The organism is Parazoarcus communis, assembly GCF_003111665.1.
In the GTDB taxonomy this organism is placed as follows: domain Bacteria; phylum Pseudomonadota; class Gammaproteobacteria; order Burkholderiales; family Rhodocyclaceae; genus Parazoarcus; species Parazoarcus communis_B.
Genome location: NZ_CP022188.1, coordinates 879,382 through 902,812 on the forward strand (window position 1 = coordinate 879,382; position 23,431 = coordinate 902,812).

Below are 23,431 nucleotides of genomic sequence, written 5' to 3' on the forward strand. Positions count from 1 at the left end.
GTGCGCGCGAACGCACCAGGCCGAGAAAGTGGGCCTGCAGCAGCAACTGCGAAGCCCGATGCAACAACTGCCAGGAGATTGTACCGATGGAAGCAACACGAAGGGGCATCGCGGAATCCCCGCCCCCCACGACAGACCAGCCAGAGGCGATGCCGCTGCGCCTGAAGGCCACGCTGCTGCGCCATGGCATCCGCCACGAAGAGGTGAGCGACCGACTGATCCAGCGCGGCGGCAGCCGAGCCGGCCAGCCGCTGAGCCGGAGCGCATTCACGCGCATGTTGAACCACAGCTGGCGCCCGAGCTACACGCCGTGGGACGAGATCCAGGCAGCCACCGAGCAGCTGCTCGCCGAGCGCGGCGTGCCGCCCGAGGAGTTGGCCCAGATCTGGGAGGAAGACGGCATCCGCCGTCACAGCACAAAGCCGCTGAACACCCGCATGGGCGAAGACCGAAAGCACGCCCGCGACAACAACGCCATCGAGATCGAACCTGAAATGCTATCTGCTCAAGCCAAACGTCACTTCTCTCTGTTCCGCGACCCGTTCCAGGATGATGTCCAGGGGCCGGATGACCTCTTCATGAGCGCAGACCAGCGCTACGTGCGCGAGGCCATGTATCAAGCGAGCAAGACGGGGGGGTGGTTCATTGCGGTAGTGGGCGAGTCGGGCAGCGGCAAGACCACGCTGCGCCGCGAAACCATCGATCGCATCAACCGCGAGCAGATCCCGGTGGCAGTCATCCAGCCGAAGAGCTTCGACAAGACTGCGCTCAAGGCTGCACACATCTGCCACGCGATCCTGGCCGACGTGAAGCCCAACGAGCACCCCAAGCGCAGCCTCGAGGGGCTCGCCCGCCAGGTGGAAAAGGCCTTGATCGAGTCCGGCCGCAGCGGCCAGACCCACGTGCTGATGATCGAGGAGGCCCACGACCTGAGCATCCAGACGCTGAAGTACCTGAAGCGGTTTTGGGAGATGGAAGACGGCTTCAAGAAGCTGCTTTCGATCGTGCTGATCGGCCAGCCCGAGCTGAAGGAAAAGCTCAACGAGCGCCAGTACTTCGAAGCACGCGAGGTGATCCGCCGCTGCGAAGTGGTGGAGCTGCTGCCGCTGGACAACCAGCTGGCGGATTACCTGACGCTCAAGTTCAAGCGCATTGGCTGCGACCTGGCAAACATCATCGACAGCAACGCGATCGACGCCATCCGGCAACGGCTCACATTCGTCGGTCGCGGCCCACAGCGCAACCAGACTGTGAGCATGACCTACCCGCTGGTCGTGAATAACACGCTCACCAAGGCCATGAACGCAGCGGCCCATGCCGGGGCGACCAAGGTCACCGCAGATATCGTGAGGGGGTGCTGATCATGTCTGTGCTCGATGCCGAATTCATCGAATCGAAGGTGCTTCCGCTCGTGATCGCGTTTGCTGGTGGCGTGCTGCTGCACAGCATCTGCGCGGACTACCGCATGGACACCAGGCTGGCAGCAGCCAGAAACACGATCTACCAGATGCAAACGCGTGCCGATGCCTGTGCGCCGACCTATGCAAACGCCTATCTCTATCCGCAAGAGGTGACCAAATGAGTATCTCCCCCGCAGAAGCAGCAGAGATCCTGCTCACCAAGCCTTGCCTCTCCGAGACCGCAGATGGCCGAATGCTGATCGAGAAGGTAGCGAAGGCCATCGACGGCGCACTGCTTTCGTCAGACGTTGAATGGGTGCTCGAAGAGACGCTGTATCAGGCTGCACTGATGAGCATCAAGCAGGGCCGCCCGCTCGACTTCGGCTACATCGGCACTGCAACGTTCACGGCGCAGTGAGGCGAGCGATATGACGAACAACCCATTTTCAATGGTCGCCCAGGTCTCCGCACTGAGCGCACATCGGCAAACGCTATCGAGCCTGTCCAGCCGGGTGCCTCCGACAAAATCACCAAGCCAGCTGCGCAAGGATGCAAGCCGCATCGCGCGCGCAGATGAGATGCGCAACAAGGTGTTGGTGATGCTGCAGAAGCGCAAGACCGTGGTGATCAACGACCTCGTTACAGCTAATCCTGAAACCACTCAAGCGCAGTGGCCGTGGATCTTCAAAACCCTGTGCGAACGCAACCTGGTGCGCAGGGTTGGCGTATCTCGAGGGCGGGTCTCGCAGCGCTTCGCGCTGACCGAAGAAGGCTTCAAGAAAGCCGAAGAGATTATCCAAAAGGCCGGATCGTCCGCACAAAACAAGCACTGACAGGAGCCTCAAGAATGGCAAAAAAACCAACCCGCCATAAAGCCCGCAGCATGGCCGTAACCGTGCCGCAAAGCATCGCCCAGGCAAGCGACTACATCCGCGAGATAGGCGAGCATCAGCGTGACATCACGCGAATTGAAGCCGCGATGAACGATGAATTGGCCGGCATCAAAGAGCGCCACGAATCGCAAGCGCAGCCGCTGAAGCAGCGCATCGAGTCGCTGACGAAGGGTGTGCAGATCTGGTGCGAGGCCAATCGGGAGCAGCTCACGCAGGGCGGCAAAACCAAAACTGCAGCGCTTCCTGCCGGTGAAGTGGCGTGGCGGACCCGCCCGCCATCGGTCCGCGTCACCGGTGCCGAGGCGGTGCTCGACATGCTGCGCAAGATGGGGCTCGACCGATTCATCCGCCCGAAGACCGAGATCAACAAAGAGGCCATCCTCAACGAGCCGGCAGCGGTGGCAAACGTGCCCGGCATCAGCATCCAGCAGGGCGAGGATTTCATTATTACGCCGTTTGAAACCGAGTTGTCTGAGGTGCGCTGATGACGATGACGCAATTTGCTCCTGTATTCCACGACGGCACGAAAGGCCACGCGATGGATGCTGAAGTCATTGAATACGGACTGGTTATTCACACCGGCCTCGATCTCTACGGCTGCCCATCGCTCAGCGAGGGAATGACGATCTCCGACCCGATAACAGGCTTCCGTGTAGCGGGCGGAGACAGCCGCGAACAAGCCCTTTTCAACCTGCATGTGTTTGTTTGCCGAATGGGTGGTCCAGCCGTATTCCCGACGAAACTCGCCGAGCGCCGCGCCGAAATCGCAGCCATGCGCGAAGAGTGTGCCGCCCGACTCGAGGAGATGAGAGTTGCAATGGCGGAAATTCGCAGCGTTATGCGCGACGACGAGGAGGACCACACAGCATGAGCGCAGCACGCCACCTCAAAGCCAACTCGCGCGGCAGCTGGGCCAACGTGCTGCTGTTTCCTGCAGACAAGTCAGATCAAGTGAAGGACGCCTGCGAGCAGCTCCTGCAGGCGGCTGGCGGATCGGTCAGCTTCAAGATCACCGATGACAAGAACGTAACCCTGTCCGCACTCGACGCCCGCTTCGAACCCGTCGGCTGGTCCGACCGCTGAACTCTACAACCCGAGGAAACCGTGGGGACATAACGGAACCAGCCGGTACGGAGAAATCAAAGAGCGCCTTAGGCGAAAGCCAAAAATGCTGCCGGGAGCCGGCACCTCCGCTGCGACACACGACGACGGGAGGCACCATGAACATCATCGAAACCATTGCAGGCTGGGCGCACGATCTGCTGTTGTGGATCATGCCGGTCGAAGAGGAGTAGCACGTATGCCGTCATTCAACTTCAAGCCGCAGTTCTGCGCGGCAATCCGGTCTGGCCACAAGCGCCAGACCATCCGCGCCAGGGGCAAGCGACCGGCGCCGGCCGTCGGACAGATCGCACATCTCTACGCGGGGCTGGGCACGCTTGCTGTTTCACACCTGGGCGAACACCCCATCACCTCGGTTGAGGACATCCAGATCTCCACGCGCAACAACACCGTTCGCATGGTGCGCGGAAACGCCTGGTACGACCTCGAGGAAGACGCCGTCGAGCAGCTCGCCAACGATGACGGCTTCAACTCCGCCGCCGAATTCTTCGCCTTCTTCAAGGACGAGTTCGGCCCCACGTTTTCCGGCTATCTGATCAAGTGGTGACAGTGATGAGTTTTAATTTATGGCGCAAGGATTAGCGATGTCACGCAGAAATACAACGGCAATTGTAGATGTTAAAGGTGAGTTCTCTCGTTTGATTGTCGAGCGATCAACCAGCGGATACGGCTATCCAGTGGTTTCGATTCGATGGGTTGGTGCAGACGCACCGGTTGTTGTGTTGACAACAGAAGAGGCGATTTCCATCGCAGACGCAATTCGGAAAGTTGCGTCCAACAGCCCAATAAAACGGAAGAGTACTGCAGCATGACATCCGCCCCCTTCGCCTCTGCCCGCGCCCAACAGCGCGCCCGCCTGATCAAGATCATCCACACCGGCCGCCGTGCGCTGGGGATGGACGAGGACACCTACCGCGACCTGCTCGCGGCAAAGTCGGATGGCAAGCGCTCCGCCAAGGATCTCACCACGGCCCAGCTGCAGCTTGTCGAGCAGCACATGCGCGCGAGTGGGTTCAAGACTGTAAAGCCGGCCAGCGCAAAGCCCCGCGAATCCCGCAAGCTCGACACTGCAGCAGAGTCAACCAAGGCCCGCGCGCTGTGGCTGTGGCTGCACCAGGTCGGTATCGTCCGCGACCCCAGCGAAGCAGCGCTCGCCGCATTCGTCCGCCGCACTGCGGGCGTGGATGATCTGCGCTGGGCACGCCGCCCCGACAAGGTCATCGAAGGCCTCAAGATCTGGTCCGCTCGCCATATTCCTGCTGTGCTCGCCGCCCGGTTCGCCCGCATGCAATCCGCAGGCATCGTGATTGGCGAGGGATCGTCCGACAGTCTTGTGTCCGCGGTCAGCCCCACGCTCAACCCGTCCAGCTTCAAAGCGCTGCAACGCGCCTGGGAATACCTGGACAAGATCGAGACGCAGCAGGCCGGCGCGGCCACCGTTGCCACGTCTCAACAATAGGAGGTCATCCCGCCATGTCACTGATGCTCGACGACGACTACCCGGAGGCGCTGGGCCTGATTGCGAATGCGGCCTACACCTGGCTCGTCGAGCATCTCAAGCTCGACCACCAGACCGCCGCCGAAGCCGCGCTATCGATCGCCGAGCGCGCCCGCAAGGAACTCGGCGGCGGCCATCAGTACATCCCGAAGGGCCGCGACTACGAACTCTCGCGCCGAGATCGCCAGATCTACGGCAAGTTCCACGGCGACAACTACACCCAGCTCGCCCGAGAGTTCGACCTCACCGAAATGCGCATCCGCCAGATCGTCGATCGCTGCCGCAAGGCCGACATCAAGGCCCGCCAGACCGGCCTCTTCTGAACGCAAAACGGGGCCCTCGATTGGCCCCGTCCGCATTTGCGCACCGTACAAACTCCTTTCACAGCCCGTCCCGTTTCCTCCCCTACCGTCCCGCCGTATCCCGGACTTTTCTATCCACAGCCCCCTGAGTTTTCCTGTCTTCTCTCATTCACAGCATGTCCGCGCAAAGAAAATCGGCGCCGAAGCGCCGTTTCACTGTTACCCCTTCGTGCGAAGGTGCATCGTCGCAACTTACATGCTGCGACGGTACTGGCCGCCCACCTTGTACAGGGCTTCGGTGATCTGCCCCAGCGAGCAGTAGCGCACTGCATCGACCAGCACCGCGAACACGTTGCCGTTCTCGATCACGGTCTGCTGCAGCTTGGCCTGCCACTTCGGCGCCTCGGCCTTGTTGCGGGCATGGAAGTCCTGCAGGCGCTTGAGCTGCCCCTGCTTCTCGTCCTCGGTCGAGCGCGCAAGTTCGATTTCCTGCTGCGCCTGGCCCTTGGGGTTGAGGAAGGTATTCACGCCGATGATCGGGTAGGAGCCGTCGTGCTTCTTGTGCTCGTAGTACAGCGACTCTTCCTGGATCTTGCCGCGCTGGTAGCCGGTTTCCATGGCACCGAGCACGCCGCCACGCGATGCGATGGCCTCGAACTCCTTGAGCACGGCTTCTTCGACGAGATCGGTAAGTTCGTCGATGATGAAGGCGCCCTGGTTGGGGTTTTCGTTCTTGGCCAGGCCCCACTCGCGGTTGATGATGAGCTGGATCGCCATCGCGCGACGCACCGAATCGTCGGTCGGCGTGGTGATCGCCTCGTCGTAGGCGTTGGTGTGCAGGCTGTTGCAGTTGTCGTAGATCGCGATCAGTGCCTGCAGCGTGGTGCGGATGTCGTTGAAGTCCATCTCCTGCGCATGCAGCGAACGGCCCGAGGTCTGCACGTGGTACTTCAGCTTCTGGCTGCGCTCGTTGGCACCGTACTTGTTCTTCATCGCCACCGCCCAGATGCGGCGGGCCACGCGGCCGATCACCGAGTACTCCGGGTCCATGCCGTTGCTGAAGAAGAAGGACAGGTTGGGCGCGAAGTCGTCGATCTGCATGCCGCGCGCCAGATAGCTCTCGACGTAGGTGAAGCCGTTCGACAGCGTGAAGGCGAGCTGGCTGATCGGGTTCGCACCGGCCTCGGCGATGTGATAGCCGGAGATCGACACCGAATAGAAGTTCTGCACCTGGTGATGAACGAAGAACTCCTGGATGTCGCCCATCATCTTGAGTGCGAATTCGGTGGAGAAGATGCAGGTGTTCTGCCCCTGATCTTCCTTCAGGATGTCGGCCTGCACCGTGCCGCGCACCGAAGACAGCGTCCACGCGCGGATCTTGGCGTATTCGTCTTCGGTCGGTTCGCGGCCGTTGTCGGCCTTGAACTTGGCGACCTGCTGATCAAGCGCCGTGTTGAAGAAGAAGGCCAGGATGATCGGTGCGGGGCCGTTGATGGTCATCGACACCGAGGTGGTCGGCGAGCACAGGTCGAAGCCGTCGTACAACACCTTCATGTCGTCGAGCGTGGCGATGGACACGCCCGAGTTGCCGATCTTGCCGTAGATGTCGGGGCGCAGGTCGGGGTCGCAACCGTACAGGGTGACCGAGTCGAAGGCAGTCGACAGACGGTGCGCCGGCATGCCTTCTGACACGCGCTTGAAACGGCGGTTGGTACGGAAAGCATCGCCTTCGCCGGCAAACATCCGCGTCGGGTCCTCGCCCTCGCGCTTGAACGCAAACACGCCTGCGGTGAAGGGGAAGGAGCCGGGGACGTTTTCCTTCATCAGGAATTTCAGCGTCTCGCCCTCGTCGTCAAAGTTCGGCAGGGCAACCTTGCGGATCTTGCTGCCCGACAGCGACTGCGAGGTGAGCTGGGTGCGGATCTCCTTGTCGCGGATCTTCACCACATACTCGTCGGCGGCATACAGCGCCTTGGTGGTCGGCCACTGCTCGAGCAGTTTCTTCGCGGCCGGCGTGAGTTCGCCGTCTTTCCAGTTGATCAGCTCGTCAAAATGCTCGCCCGGCTTGCCACATTCCGCAAACAGTGACTTGGCGATCTTCAGCGACTGACGCTCGCGGGCGACACGCGCCTGCTGCTCGACGTGCCTGTGGTAGCCGCGCACGGAGTCGGCGATCTCGGCCAGATAGCGGATACGCTCGGCCGGCACGATCGCACGCCCCTGGCTGGAGGCACGGATGGTGACCATCGGCAGCTTGCCCGGCTTGGCCTTGAGACCAGCCTTGATCAGCTCGGGCAGCATCGCCTGATAGAGCGCGGTCACACCGTCGTCGTTGAAGCGCGCGGCCATGGTGCCGAATACCGGCATCTCTTCGGTCGGGCTGGTGAACAGCTCGCGGTTGCGCTGGTACTGCTTGCGCACATCACGCAGCGCGTCTTCCGAGCCCTTGCGGTCGAACTTGTTGATGGCGACGAAATCGGCGAAGTCGAGCATGTCGATCTTCTCGAGCTGGCTGGCGGCGCCGAACTCCGGCGTCATCACGTACAGCGACTTGTCGACAAAGGGCACGATCGCAGCATTGCCCTGGCCGATACCCGAGGTTTCGACGACAACGAGATCGAAGCCGGCGAGCTTGCAGGCGGCGATCACTTCGGGCAGCGCCGCGGACACTTCGGAGCCGGTGTCGCGGGTGGCCAGCGAGCGCATGAAGATGTTCTCGTGCTCGATCGCGTTCATGCGGATGCGGTCACCCAGCAGCGCGCCGCCGGTGCGCTTGCGCGAAGGATCGATGGAGACAATGGCGAGCTTGAGCTTGTCGTCCTGGTCGAGACGGAAACGGCGCACGAGTTCGTCGGTGAGCGAGGACTTGCCGGCGCCACCAGTGCCGGTGATGCCGAGGGTCGGCACCTTGGTCTTGGCCGCAGCGTCGATGATCGCCTTGCGGACGTCTTCGCCATAGCCACCGTTCTCGAGCGCGGTGATGATCTGTGCCAGCGCACGGCGATCACCCTTGGCCAGCGCCTTGAGCACCTCGTCCGCCTTCTTCGGCGCGGCATCGGTCAGATTGAAGTCCGAGCGCTCGACCACGCTGTTGATCATGCCCTGCAGACCGAACTTGGCACCGTCCTCGGGCGAGAACACATGGGTCACGCCGTAGTCGTGCAGTTCCTTGATCTCGGACGGGACGATCACGCCACCACCACCGCCGAAAACCTTGATGTTCTCCCCACCGTTGGCCTTGAGCAGGTCGATCATGTACTTGAAGAACTCGACATGGCCGCCCTGGTAGCTGGTGATGGCGATGCCCTGCACATCCTCCTGCAGCGCGGCGTTGACGATCTCGCCAACCGAGCGGTTATGGCCCATGTGGATCACTTCGGCACCGGTTGATTGCAGAATGCGCCGCATGATGTTGATCGAGGCGTCATGGCCGTCGAACAAGGCCGCCGCCGTCACGAAACGCACCTTGTTTTTCGGCTTGTAGGGCTGAAGCTTCTGGGCCACGCTCAGATCGGTCATGTTTGTCTCCCCCGCTTATAGAGTCTGATCATGCCATCTTAGAAGCCATCCGGTCGGAATGCCATTGCCGCAGCCGACGTCCATCGTGCAAAATCCGCCAAAGACTCGAATACACTCCGAAGCCGCAGCGAGACCATGAACGAAGCATCGCCACACATCGCCGACGCGTCCCGGCGCCGCAGTCGGGCCAGAGCATCCGTCGCGATGGGCTTTGTGACCGGCATGCTTTCAGGGCTTCGTCACCAAGGCCGCGACGAGACCCCCTTGTTGAGTGCAGCCGGGATCGATCTTGCAGATGCCGCCAATCGTATTCCGGTCGAGCGCTATGCGAGGCTGTACAACCTGATCGTGACCGAACTCGACGACGAAGGCTTCGGCCTGTTCTCGCGCGCAATGGCGCCGGGCAGTTTCGAATTCCTGTGCCGCGGAATGATGGGTGCGGCCGACCTTGCCGAAGCGCTGGTCCGCGCGCGACGCTTTCTCCGTATCGTCCTGCCCGACCTGGAGATCAGCATCCAGCGCGACGGACAGCGCGCCGAACTGCGCATCGTCGAAGTCACGCCGGTGTCGACCGAGCGCAATGCCCCGGCGCGGGTGTTCGCACTCGAATGGCTGCTGCGGCTGCTGCACGGCGTGGCGTGCTGGTTCGTCGGGCGCGGAATAGCCCTCGACGAGGTGAGCTTCCCCTACGCCCGGCCAGCGCACGCGGACGACTACGCGCTGGTCTATACAGAGCACTCCAGCTTCGATGCGACCGTGCTCTGCGCCCGATTTCAGGCCAACCTGCTCGATCTCCCGATCCGCCGTGACGAGGCCGCGCTGGAAAGTTTCCTCGAGGGCGCGCCGGGCAAGATCAGCATGCTCTACCGCCGTGACCGCGAGATGGTGTTCCGGGTTCGCGACCTGGTGCGCGATGCATTGCCGGACAATCTCTCACTCGAAGCGGTTTCAGCGCGCCTGCACGTATCGCCTCGCACCCTGGCGCGCCGCCTCGAGGAAGAAGGTTCGAGCTTCCGCGCGATAAAGGACGCAACCCGACGCGACATTGCCTTCGCCCGCCTGACCAAGACGCGACAACCGATCGCCCGGCTTGCCGCAGATCTCGGCTATGCCGACCCATCGGCCTTCTACCGCGCCTTCGTTGCCTGGTCCGGCGTTTCACCCGAACACTTTCGCAACCGCCTCGCAGCAGGTGCGGCCGGCAAGCTCGCCCGCGACCACACCGTGCGCGGCAAGGCAGGTTGAGCACAAATTCTCGTTTTCCGACGGGATCAGTTAACGTCGACGTTAACTTCGGGCACACTAATGTGTGCAAATGGATGCAGACCCTGATTCCGGGCCCCTGCCGGGAAGTGTCACCCTCCACACTACAAGAACACACTCGCCAGAGGAGACAGGCAGCGCATGGTGCAAGCCGGCAACACCTCACTGACGCCAGAACAACGCCGGCGCTACGACCTGCTGCTGGCAGGGCTGGACCTGCTAGACCAGGCAATTGCCGTGTTCGACGCCACCCCCAAGCTGGTGACCTGGAACAAGGCCATGCTGCGCCTGCTCGACTTCCCCGAGTCCATGGTGCGAGTCGGCACGCCCTTCGAGGACTTCGTCCGCTTCAACGCAGAGCGCGGCGAATACGGCCCCGGCGACATCGACACCCTGGTCCTTGAGCGCGTTGCCTCCGCCCGTGCCTTTCAGCCTCATTACATTGAGCGCGCACGCCCCAACGGCAAGGTGCTGGCAGTCCGTGGCGTGCCCATCCCCAACCTCGGCTTCGTCACGCTGTGGACCGACATCACCGAGCAACGGCGTTACGAGTCGGTCATCCAGCAGCAGAACGCGCAACTCGAAGCACGCGTACAGGCACGCACCGCCGAGCTGGAGCGCGCGAACCGGGAAGTCGATCAGATCGCGGGGGCGCTGCGCCAGAGCGAAGAGCGCCTGCGCCTCATCCTCGACGCCATCCCCGCACTCATCGCCCATGTCGATGCAGGGCAGCACTACCGCTTCGCCAACCGCAGCTACGCCGAATGGTTCGGCCTAAGCAAGGAGAGCATCGTCGGACGCAGCGTCGAAGAGGTGTTCGGCCCCGATGCCTACGCAGCGGTCAGCCCCTACCTCGACGAAGCGGCTTGCGGCGAGCGCGTCAGCTACGAATATTCACGCACCAACGCTGACGGACGCACGGTGCATGCCCGCAGCGTCGTGGTGCCCGACGTGTCGGTTGAAGGCGGCTTCCAGGGCTTCTTCGTGCTGTCCATCGACATTACCGAACAAAAGGCCAACCAGGCGGCGCTGATCCAGGCGCAGAAGATGGAAGCGGTCGGACAGCTCACCGGCGGCCTGGCGCACGACTTCAACAACCTGCTCACGATCATCATCGGCAACCTGTCAGCCCTGCAGGGCCAGCTCGGTCCGGCACAGTCCGCCGAGCATGTCGACCCGGCGATGCAGGCCGCACGGCGCGGCGCAGAACTCATCCGCCGTCTCCTGACCTACTCGCGCAAGCAACCGCTTGAACCGACCAGCGTCGAAGTCGGGGCACTGGTGCACAACATGACGCACCTGCTGACGCGCTCGCTGACCGAAGCCGTCAATGTAAAGCTGCGCCTGCCCGCCGAACCGCTGTTCGCCCTGGTCGATCCGCATCAGCTCGAAAATGCGTTGCTCAACCTCGCGCTCAATGCCCGTGACGCCATGCCTGAAGGTGGCGAGCTCACGATCACGGTGTCTGAACGTGATCTCGACACCTATGTAGCCCGGCTGGTTGAAGTGCCTGCTGGAAAGTACGTGCAGATCGATGTGAGCGACAGCGGCACCGGGATCGAGCCAGAACTGCTGCAACGGGTCTTTGAGCCCTTTTTCACCACAAAGCCCTTCGGCAGCGGCAGCGGACTCGGACTGTCCATGGTGTATGGCTTCGTTCGGCAGTCCGGGGGCAACATCCGCGTGGTCAGTACGCCCGGCAAGGGGACCAGCGTGCGCTTCGTGCTGCCGCGCTCATACGCTCCAGACTTGGCAGCGGCGCAAGCCGAACGCGTTACGGCGCCGACACACATCAGCCAGGGGCCGGTACTGCTGGTCGAGGACGAACCCGATGTACGCAAGATCATCCGCTTGCAGCTGACCGCGCTCGGGCACGTCGTGATCGAAGCCGAGAACGGCGTCGAAGCACTGCCGCTGCTCGAGAATATCGACGACATTTCACTGCTGGTGAGCGACACCATCATGCCGGGCGGCGTGGGGGGACGCGAACTGGCCGCACGAGCACGGACACTACGCCCGAAACTGCCGATCCTGCTCATTACCGGTTACGCCAGTACCGAAGAGGATGAACAAAGCCTCAGCGCCGACATCCCCGTGCTACGCAAACCTTTCGATCAGGCGGTGCTCGCTGCTGCACTGAACGAACTCGATCCGCCCGAGGAGACCTGCTGACATGACCAGCTCACACCCGGAGACGGGAACACCACGTATTTTCGTACTCGAAGACGAGTCCGACATTGCGCGCCTGATCTGCTCCAGCCTTGCCGAATACGGCTTCCGTTGCGAACACCTGTCGACCGGTCGCCAGCTTCTCGCGCGCGCGCGCCAGGCGGCACCCGATCTGTGCATCGTCGATCTGGGCCTGCCCGACATGGACGGCATGCAGGTGGTGCGCGAACTTCAGGAAGGCAGCCCGTGCGCAGTGCTGATCCTGACCGGGCGCAATGATGTGACCGACCGCGTACTCGGCCTTGAGCTGGGCGCCGACGACTATATCGTCAAGCCCTTCGAGCCACGTGAACTGGTGGCCCGCGTGCGCTCCATCCTGCGCCGCTACCAGCGCGCCGCGCCGGTCGAACCGGTAGAGCGCAGCCTGGCGCGCTTCGGCACCTGGCTGTTCGACAGCGGACAGCACACGCTGACCGCGGCCGATGGCCGTGAAGTCAGCCTCTCGGCCGCAGAAGCCGGCCTGCTGACCACGCTGCTGCAGCGCCCGAACAAGATCCTCTCGCGCGAGCAGTTGCTTGGCGAGCGTGACGTCGATCCCTTCGATCGCAGCATCGATGTGCGCATCTCGCGTCTGCGCCGCAAACTCGACGACGATCCGCAGAACCCGAAGCTGATCAAGACCGTGTATGGCGCGGGCTATCTGTTCTCCACCCAGGTCAGCTGGGAATGAAGCGCCCCCCAAGCCCGAGGATGTGGATTCCTCGCCATGAGCGATTCCGCTCTATAATTATGAATTCTTAATCCAGATACCTGACAGGAGGCTTTGCCATGTCCCAGCGCCCGTTCAAGACCCTCGGCATCCAGCAGATCGCCATTGGCGGCCCGAGCAAGGAAAAGCTCAAGACGCTGTGGGTCGACATGCTCGGCCTCGAGGTCACCGGCAACTTCGTCTCCGAGCGTGAAAACGTCGACGAGGACATCTGCGCCATGGGCGCCGGTGCATTCAAGGTCGAAGTGGATCTGATGCAGCCGCTCGATCCGGAAAAGAAACCGGCGGTGCACACCACCCCGCTGAACCATGTCGGCGTGTGGATCGACGATCTGCCCAAGGCGGTGGAGTGGCTCAGCGCGCAGGGCGTGCGCTTTGCGCCCGGCGGCATTCGTCGCGGCGCGGCGGGCTTCGACATCACCTTCCTGCATCCGAAAGGCAATGAGGAATTCCCCATCGGTGGTGAGGGCGTGCTGATCGAACTGGTGCAGGCCCCCCCCGAGGTCGTCGAAGCCTTCGCCCGTCTGGCGGCTGCCTGAAAGTCCTCAGCGCGTGGCGACCCTGAAGGTGTCGCACGCGCTCAGGGTGCCCGCGTTAAGCCCGTTGCGGAACCACTGCGCACGCTGGGCAGCGGTTCCATGGGTGAAGCTGTCGGGCACGGCATAGCCACGCGCCTGTTTCTGCAGGTGATCGTCGCCGGTCGCGGCCGCTGCAGCCAGCGCCTCTTCTACGTCGCCCGCCTCCAGCACCTGCCTGCTGCGATCCGCATGGTGCGCCCAGACCCCGGCCAGGCAATCAGCCTGCAACTCGAGTTTGACCGAGAGCAGATTGCCTTCGCGCTCGGACAGGCGCTGTCGCGCAGCCTGCACCTTGGCCGACACACCGAGCTGGTTCTGCACGTGATGCCCGACCTCGTGCGCGATGACGTAGGCCTGGGCGAAATCTCCGGGTGCGCGGAAGCGATCACGCAGTTCATTGAAGAAATTCAGATCGAGATAGATCTTGCTGTCGGCCGGACAGTAAAACGGCCCCATCGCCGCCTGCCCGAGTCCGCATGCGCTCTGTGTGGCACCACTGAACAGCACCAGTCGCGGCTCCTGATAGCGTCGCCCACCGGCGTCGAACATCGCACGCCAGGTGTCTTCGGTGTCGGCCAGCACCATCGACACGAAGCGGGCCGCATCGTCTGCCCCAGGTCCGCTTGAGACTCGCGGGCGACTCACCTCCGACGCCGGCGGATTCATCACGCCGGCCCCGTTGAGCACCACACTGGGATCGACGCCAAAGTACATGGCGACCAGCGCGAGCACGATGGTACCGAGCCCGATCCGGCCGCGTCCGCCAATCCCCCGTCTGGGCGCGCCCTGCCCCCGACGGTCCTCGATATTGCTGCTTTCCCTGCCATTGTCGAAACGCATCGTGGCTCTCCGCCTGCCTGTGTGCGTATCATCCTGCGATCGGGCCCGGCGTCAACAAAAAAACGGGCCCGACAATGCGGACCCGTCCTGTTTATGCCTTCCCTGAGCTGACGCGATCAGGCCTCGGCGCCAACCTTGTCGTCGCGGATGGCGTCGTACTCGTCCTCCCAGAACCACTTCTCCTCGCCAAATGCGGGCTTGAGGTGATGCAGCCAGGTCGCCTCCTCGTCGTACTTCGCGAAGAAGGGGCGTTGCACCCAATCCGGATTCCGGCCCTGGATGAAGCGCAGCACAAACACCTTCTCGCCGTTGATCTCGGACACGCCCTGCACCTCGACCTTGCCCGGGCTGGCGCTCATGCTCGGACCACGCGCGGTGCGGGCCAGACCGGACACCTGCTGGATGGCTTCGCGATAGATCTCCCACGCCCGCGCCAGCGGAACCTCGAAGTAGTTGCGCGCACCGGTATCGCGCTCCACGAAGAAATAGTAGGGAATGATGCCGAGGCTGACCTGAGTCTTCCACATCCGCGCCCACACTGCGGGATCGTCGTTGATGTGCTTGATCAGGGGGCCCTGCGCACGAATGACCGCACCGGTCGAGCGGATGCGCCGGATTGCCGCACGTGCGGCCGGCGTTTCCATTTCGCGCCAGTGGTTGTAATGCGCCATCAAGGCCACATGCTTGCCGGCCTTGACCATGCGTTCGAGCAGCTCGATGAGTTCGTCGGCATCGGCTGCGCCAAGGAAACGGTGGGGCCAGAAGCTGAGCGCCTTGGTGCCGATACGAACGGTCTGGATGTGGTCGAACTCCGGCGCCAGCAGTGGCTCAAGATAGCCCTGCAGATGCTTGGTCTTCATCACCATCGGATCGCCACCGGTGAACAGCAGGTCGGTGACTTCATTATGCTCGCGCAGGTAGCCGTGCAGCATCCGCGCTTCCGACGCCGCGATGCGCAGCGTCTTGTCGCCGACGAACTGCGCCCAGCGGAAACAGAAAGTGCAGTAACTGTGGCAGGTCTGCCCCTGGCTGGGGAAGAACAGCACGGTCTCGCGGTACTTGTGCTGGATGCCTTCGATGCGGTTGCCCTCGGCATCGCGCGGCATGTTCATCTCCATCTGGTCAGCAGGATGGGGATTGAGCTCCAGCCTTACCTCGTGCGCAGCCGCGTCGATCACGGCCTTGTCGGCACCTTCGCGATAAAGCGTGGCAATACGGTCGAAGTGCGCGTCGGTCAGCATGCCGCGCTGCGGGAAGGTCAGCTGGTAGATCGGATCATCGGGCACACGGTCCCAGTCGATCAGCTCGTCGACAACGTACTGGTTCACCCGGAACGGCAGCACGGTGGACACCACCTTCATCTCGAAGCGTGCCTCTTCCGACATGCGGGTCAGGGGCTCGATGCGATCGAGGTCGCGCTGGGTAAACACCTGGAAGGGGCGATCTTCAACCTCATCAACACGGGCAATGGGCCAGGTACGAGCCAAGGTCGGCGTTTGTTGTCTCATTATCGATCTCCTCTTTGCATCGGACACCACCCCCTGAGGCGACAGGGTCGTCGGATAAGCTGTAACCGGGTACGGGTGGGGACCGGGGGCTGCGTGGCCAATGGGCGAATGCCTCAATGCCGGTCCGGGTGAGGCCGACGAGTGAATCCGTCGGCGCTGAGTCGCACCATTATATGCGGCCACTTAGTTTTGCGCAAATATAACCAGCGAGGACACACTGGTCGGATGCATCAGCCGAAGTCGAGTTCCCCGGCCTCAAGCGGATGCCCGAAGAGATAGCCCTGGCATGCCGAACATCCGAGCCGGGTCAGGAAAGCCAGCTGTTCGGCCGTTTCAACGCCCTCGGCGATCACGCTGAGCTGCAGCTGTCGCGCCATCGCAACCACCGTCGACACGATCATTCGATCGTTCTCATCCTCGACGATATCGGCCACGAAACTGCGGTCGATCTTGAGCGCATCGACGGGGAAACGCTTGAGATAGGCCAGCGACGAATAGCCTGTACCGAAGTCATCGATGGAGAACTTCACGCCGATTGCCTTAAGCTCTTCCAGCACCCTGACCGCCTGGTCGGGCTTGTGCATGATCGCGCTCTCGGTGAGCTCCAGGGTCAGCATGCTCGCGGGGAAACCACTGCGATCCAGCACGCGGCGCACGGTATCGACCAGCGCCCCGTCCGCAAACTGGCGCGACGAGATGTTGACCGCGATCGGCATGACCCGCCCTCCGTCGAGCCAGGCTCGTCCCTGCCTGCACGCCTCCTCCAGCACCCAGATGCCGAGCGGTACGATCAGCCCGGTCTCTTCGGCCACCGGGATGAAACGCAGGGGCGACACCAGCCCGTCGGCCGGGTGGCGCCAGCGCACCAGCGCCTCGACCCCGGTCGTGTATCCGGAAGCCACCGCAACCACAGGCTGGTAGTGCAGAACGAGCTCATTGCGCTCGAGCGCCCTGCGCAAGGCGGTTTCCAGCGCCAAACGCTCCTGCGCTGCAATCGTGAGCGCCTCGGTGTAGAAACGATAGACGTTCCGTCCGGCCGCCTTGGCCTCGTACAGCGCGGCATCCGCATTGCGGATCAGCTGCTGATGGTCATCGTTGTCATCCGGGTAGATGCTGATGCCGATACTCGCACCGACGAACACCTCCTCTCCGCTGCGCAGCTGGAACGGCTGGTTCATCAGCTCGATCATCTCGAGCGCAAAGCTGGCGACATCGTCGACCCTGTCGACGCGGTCGAGCAGGATCACGAACTCGTCTCCACCGAGCCGGGCGAGCGTATCTTCCGCCCGCATCCGCCCGTGCAGCCGGCGTGCGATTTCGACCAGCAACTCGTCACCCACAGGATGGCCAAGACTGTCGTTGACGTTCTTGAAGCGGTCGATGTCCATGAACAGCGCCGCCATGATCTTGCCGCTGCGCCGAACCCGTTCCGCGCCGTGCTCGAGGCGGAGGTTGAGCAGCACCCGGTTCGGAAGGTCGGTCAGCGCATCGTAGTGCGCCAGATGCTGGAGCTGCGCCTCGGCGTGCTTCATGTGGCTGATATCGGAAAACACGCCGACGAAATGGGTGATGAAACCTTCCTCGTCGCGCACCACCGACAGGGTCAGCAGTTCCGGAAAAATCTCGCCATTCTTCCGCCGGTTCCAGATTTCGCCTTGCCAGTGGCCAGTGACACTCACTTCGCGCCACATCTCACGGTAGAAGCGCGCACTCTGCCGCCCCGAACTCAACATGGTCGGCCGCTGGCCGATGGCCTCCTCTTCGGTGAAGCCGGTGATCACGGTAAACGCCCGGTTGACCGCCACGATGCGCTGGTCCACATCGGTGATGAGCACCGCCTCCGCGGTATTCTCGAAGACGGCCGCAGCCTGCTTCAGCTTTCCTTCGGCATGCTTCTGTTCGGTAATGTCCTGAGCGGTGCCCAAGCCCGCGATCAGGCGTCCCTCATCGTCGTATTGCAGTTCGGCACGCTCATGCACCCATCTCACGTGGCCATCGACAATGACCCGGTGCTGCACGTCAAGTCCGGCCCCTGCCCTCGCCGCCCGCCACGCGGCGTCGACCCGGAGGCGGTCCTCCGGATGCACCGCGTTGAGGAAACTCTCATAGCTCACCGGCGTGCCGACCGGCAGACCGAAAATGCGATAGGTCTCGGCCGACCAGACCAGTTGCCGTTCGACGAGACTGATCTGCCAGCTTCCTGTTCGCGCCACAGTCTGGGCTTGCTCCAGCGACGCCTGGCTTGCACGCAGGGCCGCTTCGGCCTGCTTGAGCGAAGTGATGTCACGGCTGACCCCCATCAGGCCGGAAAAGCCCCGGGCACCAAAGAACGGCGTTTTCAGGGTGTCGAGCACGACCTCGCGACCGTCGGGATAGACAATCCGTTCTTCCTGGCGACGGGCCACGCCAGACTCTATTACGCGCCGGTCCAGCGCCATATAGGAAGCTGCAAGCTCTGCGCCGAAGAGGTCGCCATCGGTGCGACCGATGATCTCCGCTTCGGCCCTATTGACGTAGGCTTCGAATGCACGATTGCAGCCGAGATAGCGCCCCTCTTCATCCTTGAAAAAAACGAAATCGGGAAGCGCGTCGATGAACACGCGCAGCAAGCCCTCGTCCCGGTCGAGGAGCGAGCACGCTGCCGAAATTTCGTTCAGGGATGCGGGCTTCATCGAACATCCACGCCTTCTGGCTATATCACCGTCATTTTGACCCATCGCCGACGTTTTGCGAAATTCATTTTCCGAGCCCGCAATGAATCGACCCGGTTAACGAAAAAGGGCCCGCTTGCGCGGGCCCGCCCTCCGACGGGCACCCCGCCGGACAAGCCGGCGACGTCTCCCTCCCCATCGAACGAAACAAGGATCGGCCTGACAGCCGCCGATCAGACGAACTCGATGATCACCTCATCCACCGACAGGCTTGCACCCGGTGCGACCACGATCTTCTTGACCGTCACATCGCTGTCGGCCTTGAGCACGTTCTCCATCTTCATGGCTTCGATGACCGCAAGCTTCTCGCCAGCCTTCACTTCCTGACCTTCGACCACCGAAACCTCACGCAGCAGGCCGGGCATCGGCGACAGCAGGAACTTCGACAGATCGGGCGGCAGCTTCTCGGGCATCAGCGACAGCAGATGGGCCGCGTGCACCGTCATCACCATCGGCTCGACCTGCAGACCGAAGTGCGAGATGTAGTAGCGCAGGCCGCGGCGCTCGATCTGCAGGCAGATCGGCTTGCCATTGGCCGTGCCCTTGAACAGCAGGTCGCCAAAGCTCCAGTCGGAGACGATGTCGTAGGTCGTGTCGCCATGGGTCAGCGACAGGCCGCCCTCGATCTCACGGATGGACATCGGGTACTGCTTGCCACCCATCACCACCACCCAGTTGGTGGCAACCTTGCGGCCGTGACCGGCAAGCTGACCGTCGATCTGCACCGCACGGTCGATGTAGCGCTTGCGGGCAAAGGTGGCCACTGCAGCGAGCAGCGCGGGATCGTCGTGTGGCACCATCGACGCATCGAAGCCCTGCGGGTACTCCTCGGCGATGAAGCCGGTGTTGAAGTTGCCCGAGCAGAAACGCGGATGCTGCAGCAGCGCGGCCTGGAAGGGGATGTTCGAGCTGATGCCACGGATCACGAAGGCGTTGAGCGCGTCACGCATGCGCTCGATGGCTTCGTTGCGGTCCTTGCCGTGCACGATGAGCTTGGCGATCATCGAGTCGTAGAACATCGAGATCTCGCCGCCTTCGTACACGCCGGTATCGACGCGCACCTGACCGTCGACCTCGGCCGGAGGCTGGAACTTCACCAGTCGGCCGGTCGAGGGCAGGAAGCCGCGGAAGGGATCCTCGGCGTTGATGCGGCACTCCATGGACCAGCCGTTGATGCCGACATCGGCCTGGCTCAGCGGCAGCTTCTCGCCGTAGGCCACGCGGATCATCTGCTCGACGAGGTCGAGCCCGGTGATGAGTTCGGTGACCGGGTGCTCGACCTGCAGACGGGTGTTCATCTCGAGGAAGTAGAACTCCTTGGTCGCGCCGCTCACCACGAACTCGACCGTACCGGCCGACTCATAGTTCACCGCACGCGCCAGCGCCACCGCCTGTTCGCCCATGGCCTTGCGCATCTCGGGGTCGACGAAGGGGCTGGGTGCCTCCTCGATGACCTTCTGATGCCGGCGCTGAATCGAGCAATCGCGTTCGTTCAGATAGACGTAGTTGCCGTGCCCATCGCCCAGCACCTGGATCTCGATGTGGCGCGGCTCCAGCACGTATTTCTCGATGAAGACGCGATCGTCGCCAAACGCGTTACGTGCTTCGTTGACGCAGGAGGCGAAACCTTCATGCGCCTCCTTGTCGTTGAAGGCCACGCGCAGACCCTTGCCGCCACCGCCGGCCGAGGCCTTGATCATGACCGGATAGCCGATGTTCTTCGCGATCTCGACCGCCTCGTCGGGACCGGCAATCGCATCGTTGTAGCCCGGAATGGTGTTCACACCGGCCTCGATCGCGAGCTTCTTGGACTCGATCTTGTCGCCCATCTTGGCAACCGAGTAGTGCTTCGGACCGATGAACTTGATGCCCTCTTCTTCCAGACGGCGCGAGAACTCGGCGTTCTCGGACAGGAAGCCATAGCCCGGATGCACCGCTTCGGCACCGGTCTGCTTGCAGGCAGCGATGATCTTGTCCATCGCCAGATAGGACTCTTTCGACGCGGCGGGGCCAATACACACACCTTCATCCGCCAGCTCGACGAACAGGGCATCCTTGTCGGCCTCGGAATACACCGCAACGGTGGCGATGCCCATCTTGCGGGCCGTCTTGATCACGCGGCAGGCAATTTCACCGCGGTTGGCAATCAGAATTTTCTTGAACATATCTATCCCTTTCCCTGGCTTACAGCGGAATGTTGCCGTGCTTGCGCCACGGGTTCTCGAGTTCCTTGTCCTTGAGCATGGCCAGCGAACGGCACACGCGCTTGCGCGTTTCGTGCGGCATGATCACGTCGTCGATGAAGCCACGCGCACCGGCCACGAACGGATTGGCGAAACGGGCCTTGTACTCGGCCTCGCGCTCGGCAATCTTGGCGGGATCGTTCTTTTCCTCGCGGAAGATGATCTCCACCGCGCCCTTCGGGCCCATCACCGCGATTTCGGCCGACGGCCAGGCGAAGTTGACGTCGCCGCGCAGGTGCTTGGAGCTCATCACGTCATACGCACCGCCGTAGGCCTTGCGCGTGATCAGGGTGACCTTCGGCACGGTGCACTCGGCGTAGGCGTAGAGCAGTTTGGCGCCATGCTTGATGATGCCGCCGTATTCCTGGCTGGTGCCGGGCATGAAGCCGGGCACGTCGACCAGGGTCACGACCGGGATGTTGAACGCATCGCAGAAGCGCACGAAACGCGCCGCCTTGATCGAGCTCTTGATGTCGAGGCAGCCGGCCAGCACGAGCGGCTGGTTGGCGACGATACCGACCGGAGAGCCTTCCATGCGGGCGAAGCCGATGATGATGTTCTTGGCGTAGTCGGGCTGCAGCTCGAAGAAATCGCCGTCGTCGACCATCTTGACGATCAGCTCTTTCATGTCATACGGCTGGTTCGGGTTCGCCGGCACCAGGGTGTCGAGCGAGAAGTCGAGGCGGTCGGCGGGGTCGACTGCCGGAATTGCAGGCGGCTTCTCGCGGTTACTCGAAGGCAGGAAGCCCACCAGACGGCGGGTCATCATCAGCGCTTCGACATCGTTCTCGAAGGCGAGGTCGGCCACACCGGACTTGGTGTTGTGGGTGATCGCGCCACCCAGCTCTTCGGCGGTGACTTCCTCGTGGGTCACGGTCTTGACCACTTCGGGACCGGTGACGAACATGTAGGAGGAGTCCTTCACCATGAAGATGAAGTCGGTCATGGCCGGGCTATACACCGCGCCGCCGGCACACGGCCCCATGATCAGCGAAATCTGCGGCACCACGCCTGAGGCCATCACGTTGCGCTGGAACACGTCGGCGTAGCCGCCGAGCGAATCCACGCCTTCCTGAATACGTGCGCCACCCGAGTCGTTGAGGCCGATCACCGGCGCACCGACCTTCATCGCGTGGTCCATCACCTTGCAGATCTTCTCGGCGTGGGTTTCCGACAGCGAGCCGCCGAACACGGTGAAATCCTGCGAGAACACGAACACCAGACGACCATTCACGGTGCCATAGCCGGTGACGACACCGTCGCCCGGGATATGGTCGGCATTCATGCCGAAATCGTTGCAGCGGTGCTCCTTGAACATGTCCCACTCTTCGAAGCTGCCGTCGTCGAGGAACAGTTCGATACGCTCGCGTGCAGTGAGCTTGCCCTTGGCGTGCTGGGCGTCGATGCGCTTCTGGCCACCGCCCAGACGGGCCTTGGCGCGCTTCTCGTCCAGCTGACGAATGATGTCTTGCATTGATAACCTCCTTCGCGGGTTTCCTGTGTGCGCGTTCGCTACTTCAGTGCAGACGCGCAATCCTTTGCTGCATGTGTCAGTTGATTCGGGTGATTCAATTCAGGTAGCTCAGAAGCTTGAGCGCCGCAGCCGACGGCGTCGTCGTGCCCTGCTCGACCGCGCTCGCCAGATCCGGCAGATCCCGCCTCACTTGCGGGTGGCTGCGGAAGCGGCTGCGCAGGCCGTTGTCGATCATGTCCCACATCCAGGCCAGCGCCTGATGGCGACGCTTGGCATCAAACTCGCCCGTTCTGCTCAGGGTTTCGCGGTAACGCGTCACCTGCTCCCAGAACTCGGCGACCCCTTCATTCCTGAGCGCAGACAGGGTGATGACCGGCACGACCCAGTTCTGACTCATCGGCCGCAGCATGTGCAGCGCGGTCTTGATCTGCGACTTCGCCCGCATCGCGGCGGAAGGGTCGATGTCGGCCTTGTTGATGACGATCAGATCGGCGATCTCCATGATGCCTTTCTTGATCGCCTGCAGGTCGTCACCGGCGTTGGGCAACTGCAGCAGGCAGAAGATGTCGGTCATGCCGGCGACCGCGGTTTCCGACTGGCCCACACCCACCGTCTCGACAATGATCACGTCGAAACCGGACGCCTCGCAGACCAGCATGGTCTCCCGCGTTTTCTCCGCCACACCGCCGAGGCTGCACGCCGAGGGACTGGGCCGGATATAGGCGCCAGGATTCTGGCTCAGGTGCTCCATGCGCGTCTTGTCGCCGAGAATCGAGCCGCCACTCACCGACGAGGACGGGTCGACCGCGAGCACCGCCACACGCAGCCCCTGCTCGATCAGGTACAGACCAAGGCCTTCGATGAAGGTCGATTTCCCCACGCCGGGCACGCCAGAAATACCCACCCGGATGGACTTGCCGGTATGCGGCAGCAGGGCTTCGAGCACGGCGCGTGCACGGGCCTTGTGATCATCGCGCTGCGATTCGATCAGGGTAATGGTCTTGGCGAGCGGACGCAGTTTGCGCGCAAGCACGCCATCGACCAGCGCCTGATCGGCGGCGTCGGTTGCCGGCAGCTGCGGGGACACGGAATCGGAAGCGTTCATCGGTCTCGGGGCAAAGACGAAGGTAACGAACTCAGGC

21 protein-coding genes are annotated in these 23,431 nt (G+C 62.6%); 14 read left to right on the forward strand and 7 right to left on the reverse strand.

The annotated features are described in order from the left end of the window. Positions 1 to 86 precede the first annotated feature (86 nt). From CEW87_RS04070 to CEW87_RS04115, 10 genes are all read left to right on the forward strand, one after another. Positions 87 to 1,361, forward strand: coding sequence for an ExeA family protein (locus tag CEW87_RS04070; RefSeq protein WP_108971570.1), 1,275 nt, complete (start codon positions 87 to 89; stop codon positions 1,359 to 1,361). Positions 1,362 to 1,363: 2 nt separating this feature from the next. Continuing rightward, positions 1,364 to 1,582: a hypothetical protein gene (locus tag CEW87_RS04075; RefSeq protein WP_159098080.1), complete on the forward strand. Its 219-nt coding sequence runs from the start codon at positions 1,364 to 1,366 to the stop codon at positions 1,580 to 1,582. Continuing rightward, entirely contained in the window at positions 1,579 to 1,818 is a 240-nt protein-coding gene (locus CEW87_RS04080) for a hypothetical protein (protein WP_108971572.1), read from the forward strand. The genes CEW87_RS04075 and CEW87_RS04080 overlap by 4 nt, the downstream gene beginning before the upstream one ends. A 10-nt stretch (positions 1,819 to 1,828) precedes the next feature. Continuing rightward, entirely contained in the window at positions 1,829 to 2,233 is a 405-nt protein-coding gene (locus tag CEW87_RS04085; RefSeq protein ID WP_108971573.1) for a hypothetical protein, read from the forward strand. Positions 2,234 to 2,283: 50 nt separating this feature from the next. Continuing rightward, positions 2,284 to 2,778 carry a host-nuclease inhibitor Gam family protein gene (locus CEW87_RS04090; protein WP_199917113.1) on the forward strand — a complete coding sequence of 165 codons (495 nt, stop codon included), beginning with the start codon at positions 2,284 to 2,286 and terminating at the stop codon, positions 2,776 to 2,778. Beyond that, complete coding sequence (locus tag CEW87_RS04095) at positions 2,778 to 3,164, forward strand: hypothetical protein (protein WP_108971575.1); 387 nt, start codon at positions 2,778 to 2,780, stop codon at positions 3,162 to 3,164. The genes CEW87_RS04090 and CEW87_RS04095 overlap by 1 nt, the downstream gene beginning before the upstream one ends. After that, positions 3,161 to 3,376: a hypothetical protein gene (locus CEW87_RS04100; protein WP_108971576.1), complete on the forward strand. Its 216-nt coding sequence runs from the start codon at positions 3,161 to 3,163 to the stop codon at positions 3,374 to 3,376. The genes CEW87_RS04095 and CEW87_RS04100 overlap by 4 nt, the downstream gene beginning before the upstream one ends. A gap of 217 nt (positions 3,377 to 3,593) precedes the next feature. Further along, positions 3,594 to 3,962: a hypothetical protein gene (locus CEW87_RS04105; protein WP_108971577.1), complete on the forward strand. Its 369-nt coding sequence runs from the start codon at positions 3,594 to 3,596 to the stop codon at positions 3,960 to 3,962. 261 nt (positions 3,963 to 4,223) lie between these two features. Then, entirely contained in the window at positions 4,224 to 4,874 is a 651-nt protein-coding gene (locus tag CEW87_RS04110) for a gp16 family protein (RefSeq protein WP_108971578.1), read from the forward strand. Positions 4,875 to 4,888: 14 nt separating this feature from the next. Next, the gene (locus tag CEW87_RS04115; RefSeq protein WP_108971579.1) at positions 4,889 to 5,236 is read left to right on the forward strand and encodes a Mor transcription activator family protein; all 348 of its coding nucleotides are present in this window, start codon (positions 4,889 to 4,891) and stop codon (positions 5,234 to 5,236) included. Between the two features lie 231 nt (positions 5,237 to 5,467). On the opposite strand, the gene icmF is transcribed toward CEW87_RS04115, so the two are convergent. Next, positions 5,468 to 8,734: a fused isobutyryl-CoA mutase/GTPase IcmF gene (icmF, locus tag CEW87_RS04120; protein ID WP_108971580.1), complete on the reverse strand. Its 3,267-nt coding sequence runs from the start codon at positions 8,732 to 8,734 to the stop codon at positions 5,468 to 5,470. 135 nt (positions 8,735 to 8,869) lie between these two features. On the opposite strand from icmF, the gene CEW87_RS04125 reads away from it, so the two are divergent. The 4 genes from CEW87_RS04125 to CEW87_RS04140 all read left to right on the forward strand — a co-directional run bounded on the left by CEW87_RS04125 (position 8,870) and on the right by CEW87_RS04140 (position 13,474). Then, positions 8,870 to 9,979, forward strand: a complete 1,110-nt coding sequence (locus CEW87_RS04125) for an AraC family transcriptional regulator (RefSeq protein ID WP_108971581.1) — start codon at positions 8,870 to 8,872, stop codon at positions 9,977 to 9,979. 159 nt (positions 9,980 to 10,138) lie between these two features. Next, entirely contained in the window at positions 10,139 to 12,169 is a 2,031-nt protein-coding gene (locus tag CEW87_RS04130; RefSeq protein WP_108971582.1) for a PAS-domain containing protein, read from the forward strand. Position 12,170: 1 nt separating this feature from the next. Beyond that, the gene (locus tag CEW87_RS04135) at positions 12,171 to 12,896 is read left to right on the forward strand and encodes a response regulator transcription factor (RefSeq protein WP_108971583.1); all 726 of its coding nucleotides are present in this window, start codon (positions 12,171 to 12,173) and stop codon (positions 12,894 to 12,896) included. 98 nt (positions 12,897 to 12,994) lie between these two features. Then, positions 12,995 to 13,474 (forward strand): VOC family protein, encoded by a 480-nt coding sequence (locus tag CEW87_RS04140; RefSeq protein ID WP_108971584.1) that lies wholly within the window; start codon positions 12,995 to 12,997, stop codon positions 13,472 to 13,474. Positions 13,475 to 13,480: 6 nt separating this feature from the next. Here the strand turns inward: CEW87_RS04140 and CEW87_RS04145 are convergent, their stop codons facing one another. From CEW87_RS04145 to meaB, 6 genes are all read right to left on the reverse strand, one after another. Then, the gene (locus CEW87_RS04145; protein WP_108971585.1) at positions 13,481 to 14,353 is read right to left on the reverse strand and encodes a neutral zinc metallopeptidase; all 873 of its coding nucleotides are present in this window, start codon (positions 14,351 to 14,353) and stop codon (positions 13,481 to 13,483) included. Between the two features lie 116 nt (positions 14,354 to 14,469). Continuing rightward, a complete protein-coding gene (locus tag CEW87_RS04150; protein WP_108971586.1) occupies positions 14,470 to 15,861 on the reverse strand; it encodes a KamA family radical SAM protein in 1,392 nt (463 codons plus the stop codon). A gap of 230 nt (positions 15,862 to 16,091) precedes the next feature. Beyond that, entirely contained in the window at positions 16,092 to 18,533 is a 2,442-nt protein-coding gene (locus CEW87_RS04155; RefSeq protein ID WP_108971587.1) for an EAL and GGDEF domain-containing protein, read from the reverse strand. A gap of 212 nt (positions 18,534 to 18,745) precedes the next feature. Then, complete coding sequence (gene accC, locus CEW87_RS04160) at positions 18,746 to 20,737, reverse strand: acetyl-CoA carboxylase biotin carboxylase subunit (protein WP_108971588.1); 1,992 nt, start codon at positions 20,735 to 20,737, stop codon at positions 18,746 to 18,748. A gap of 19 nt (positions 20,738 to 20,756) precedes the next feature. Continuing rightward, positions 20,757 to 22,289 carry an acyl-CoA carboxylase subunit beta gene (locus CEW87_RS04165; RefSeq protein ID WP_108971589.1) on the reverse strand — a complete coding sequence of 511 codons (1,533 nt, stop codon included), beginning with the start codon at positions 22,287 to 22,289 and terminating at the stop codon, positions 20,757 to 20,759. 94 nt (positions 22,290 to 22,383) lie between these two features. After that, positions 22,384 to 23,394, reverse strand: a complete 1,011-nt coding sequence (gene meaB, locus CEW87_RS04170; protein ID WP_108971590.1) for a methylmalonyl Co-A mutase-associated GTPase MeaB — start codon at positions 23,392 to 23,394, stop codon at positions 22,384 to 22,386. Positions 23,395 to 23,431 lie beyond the last annotated feature (37 nt).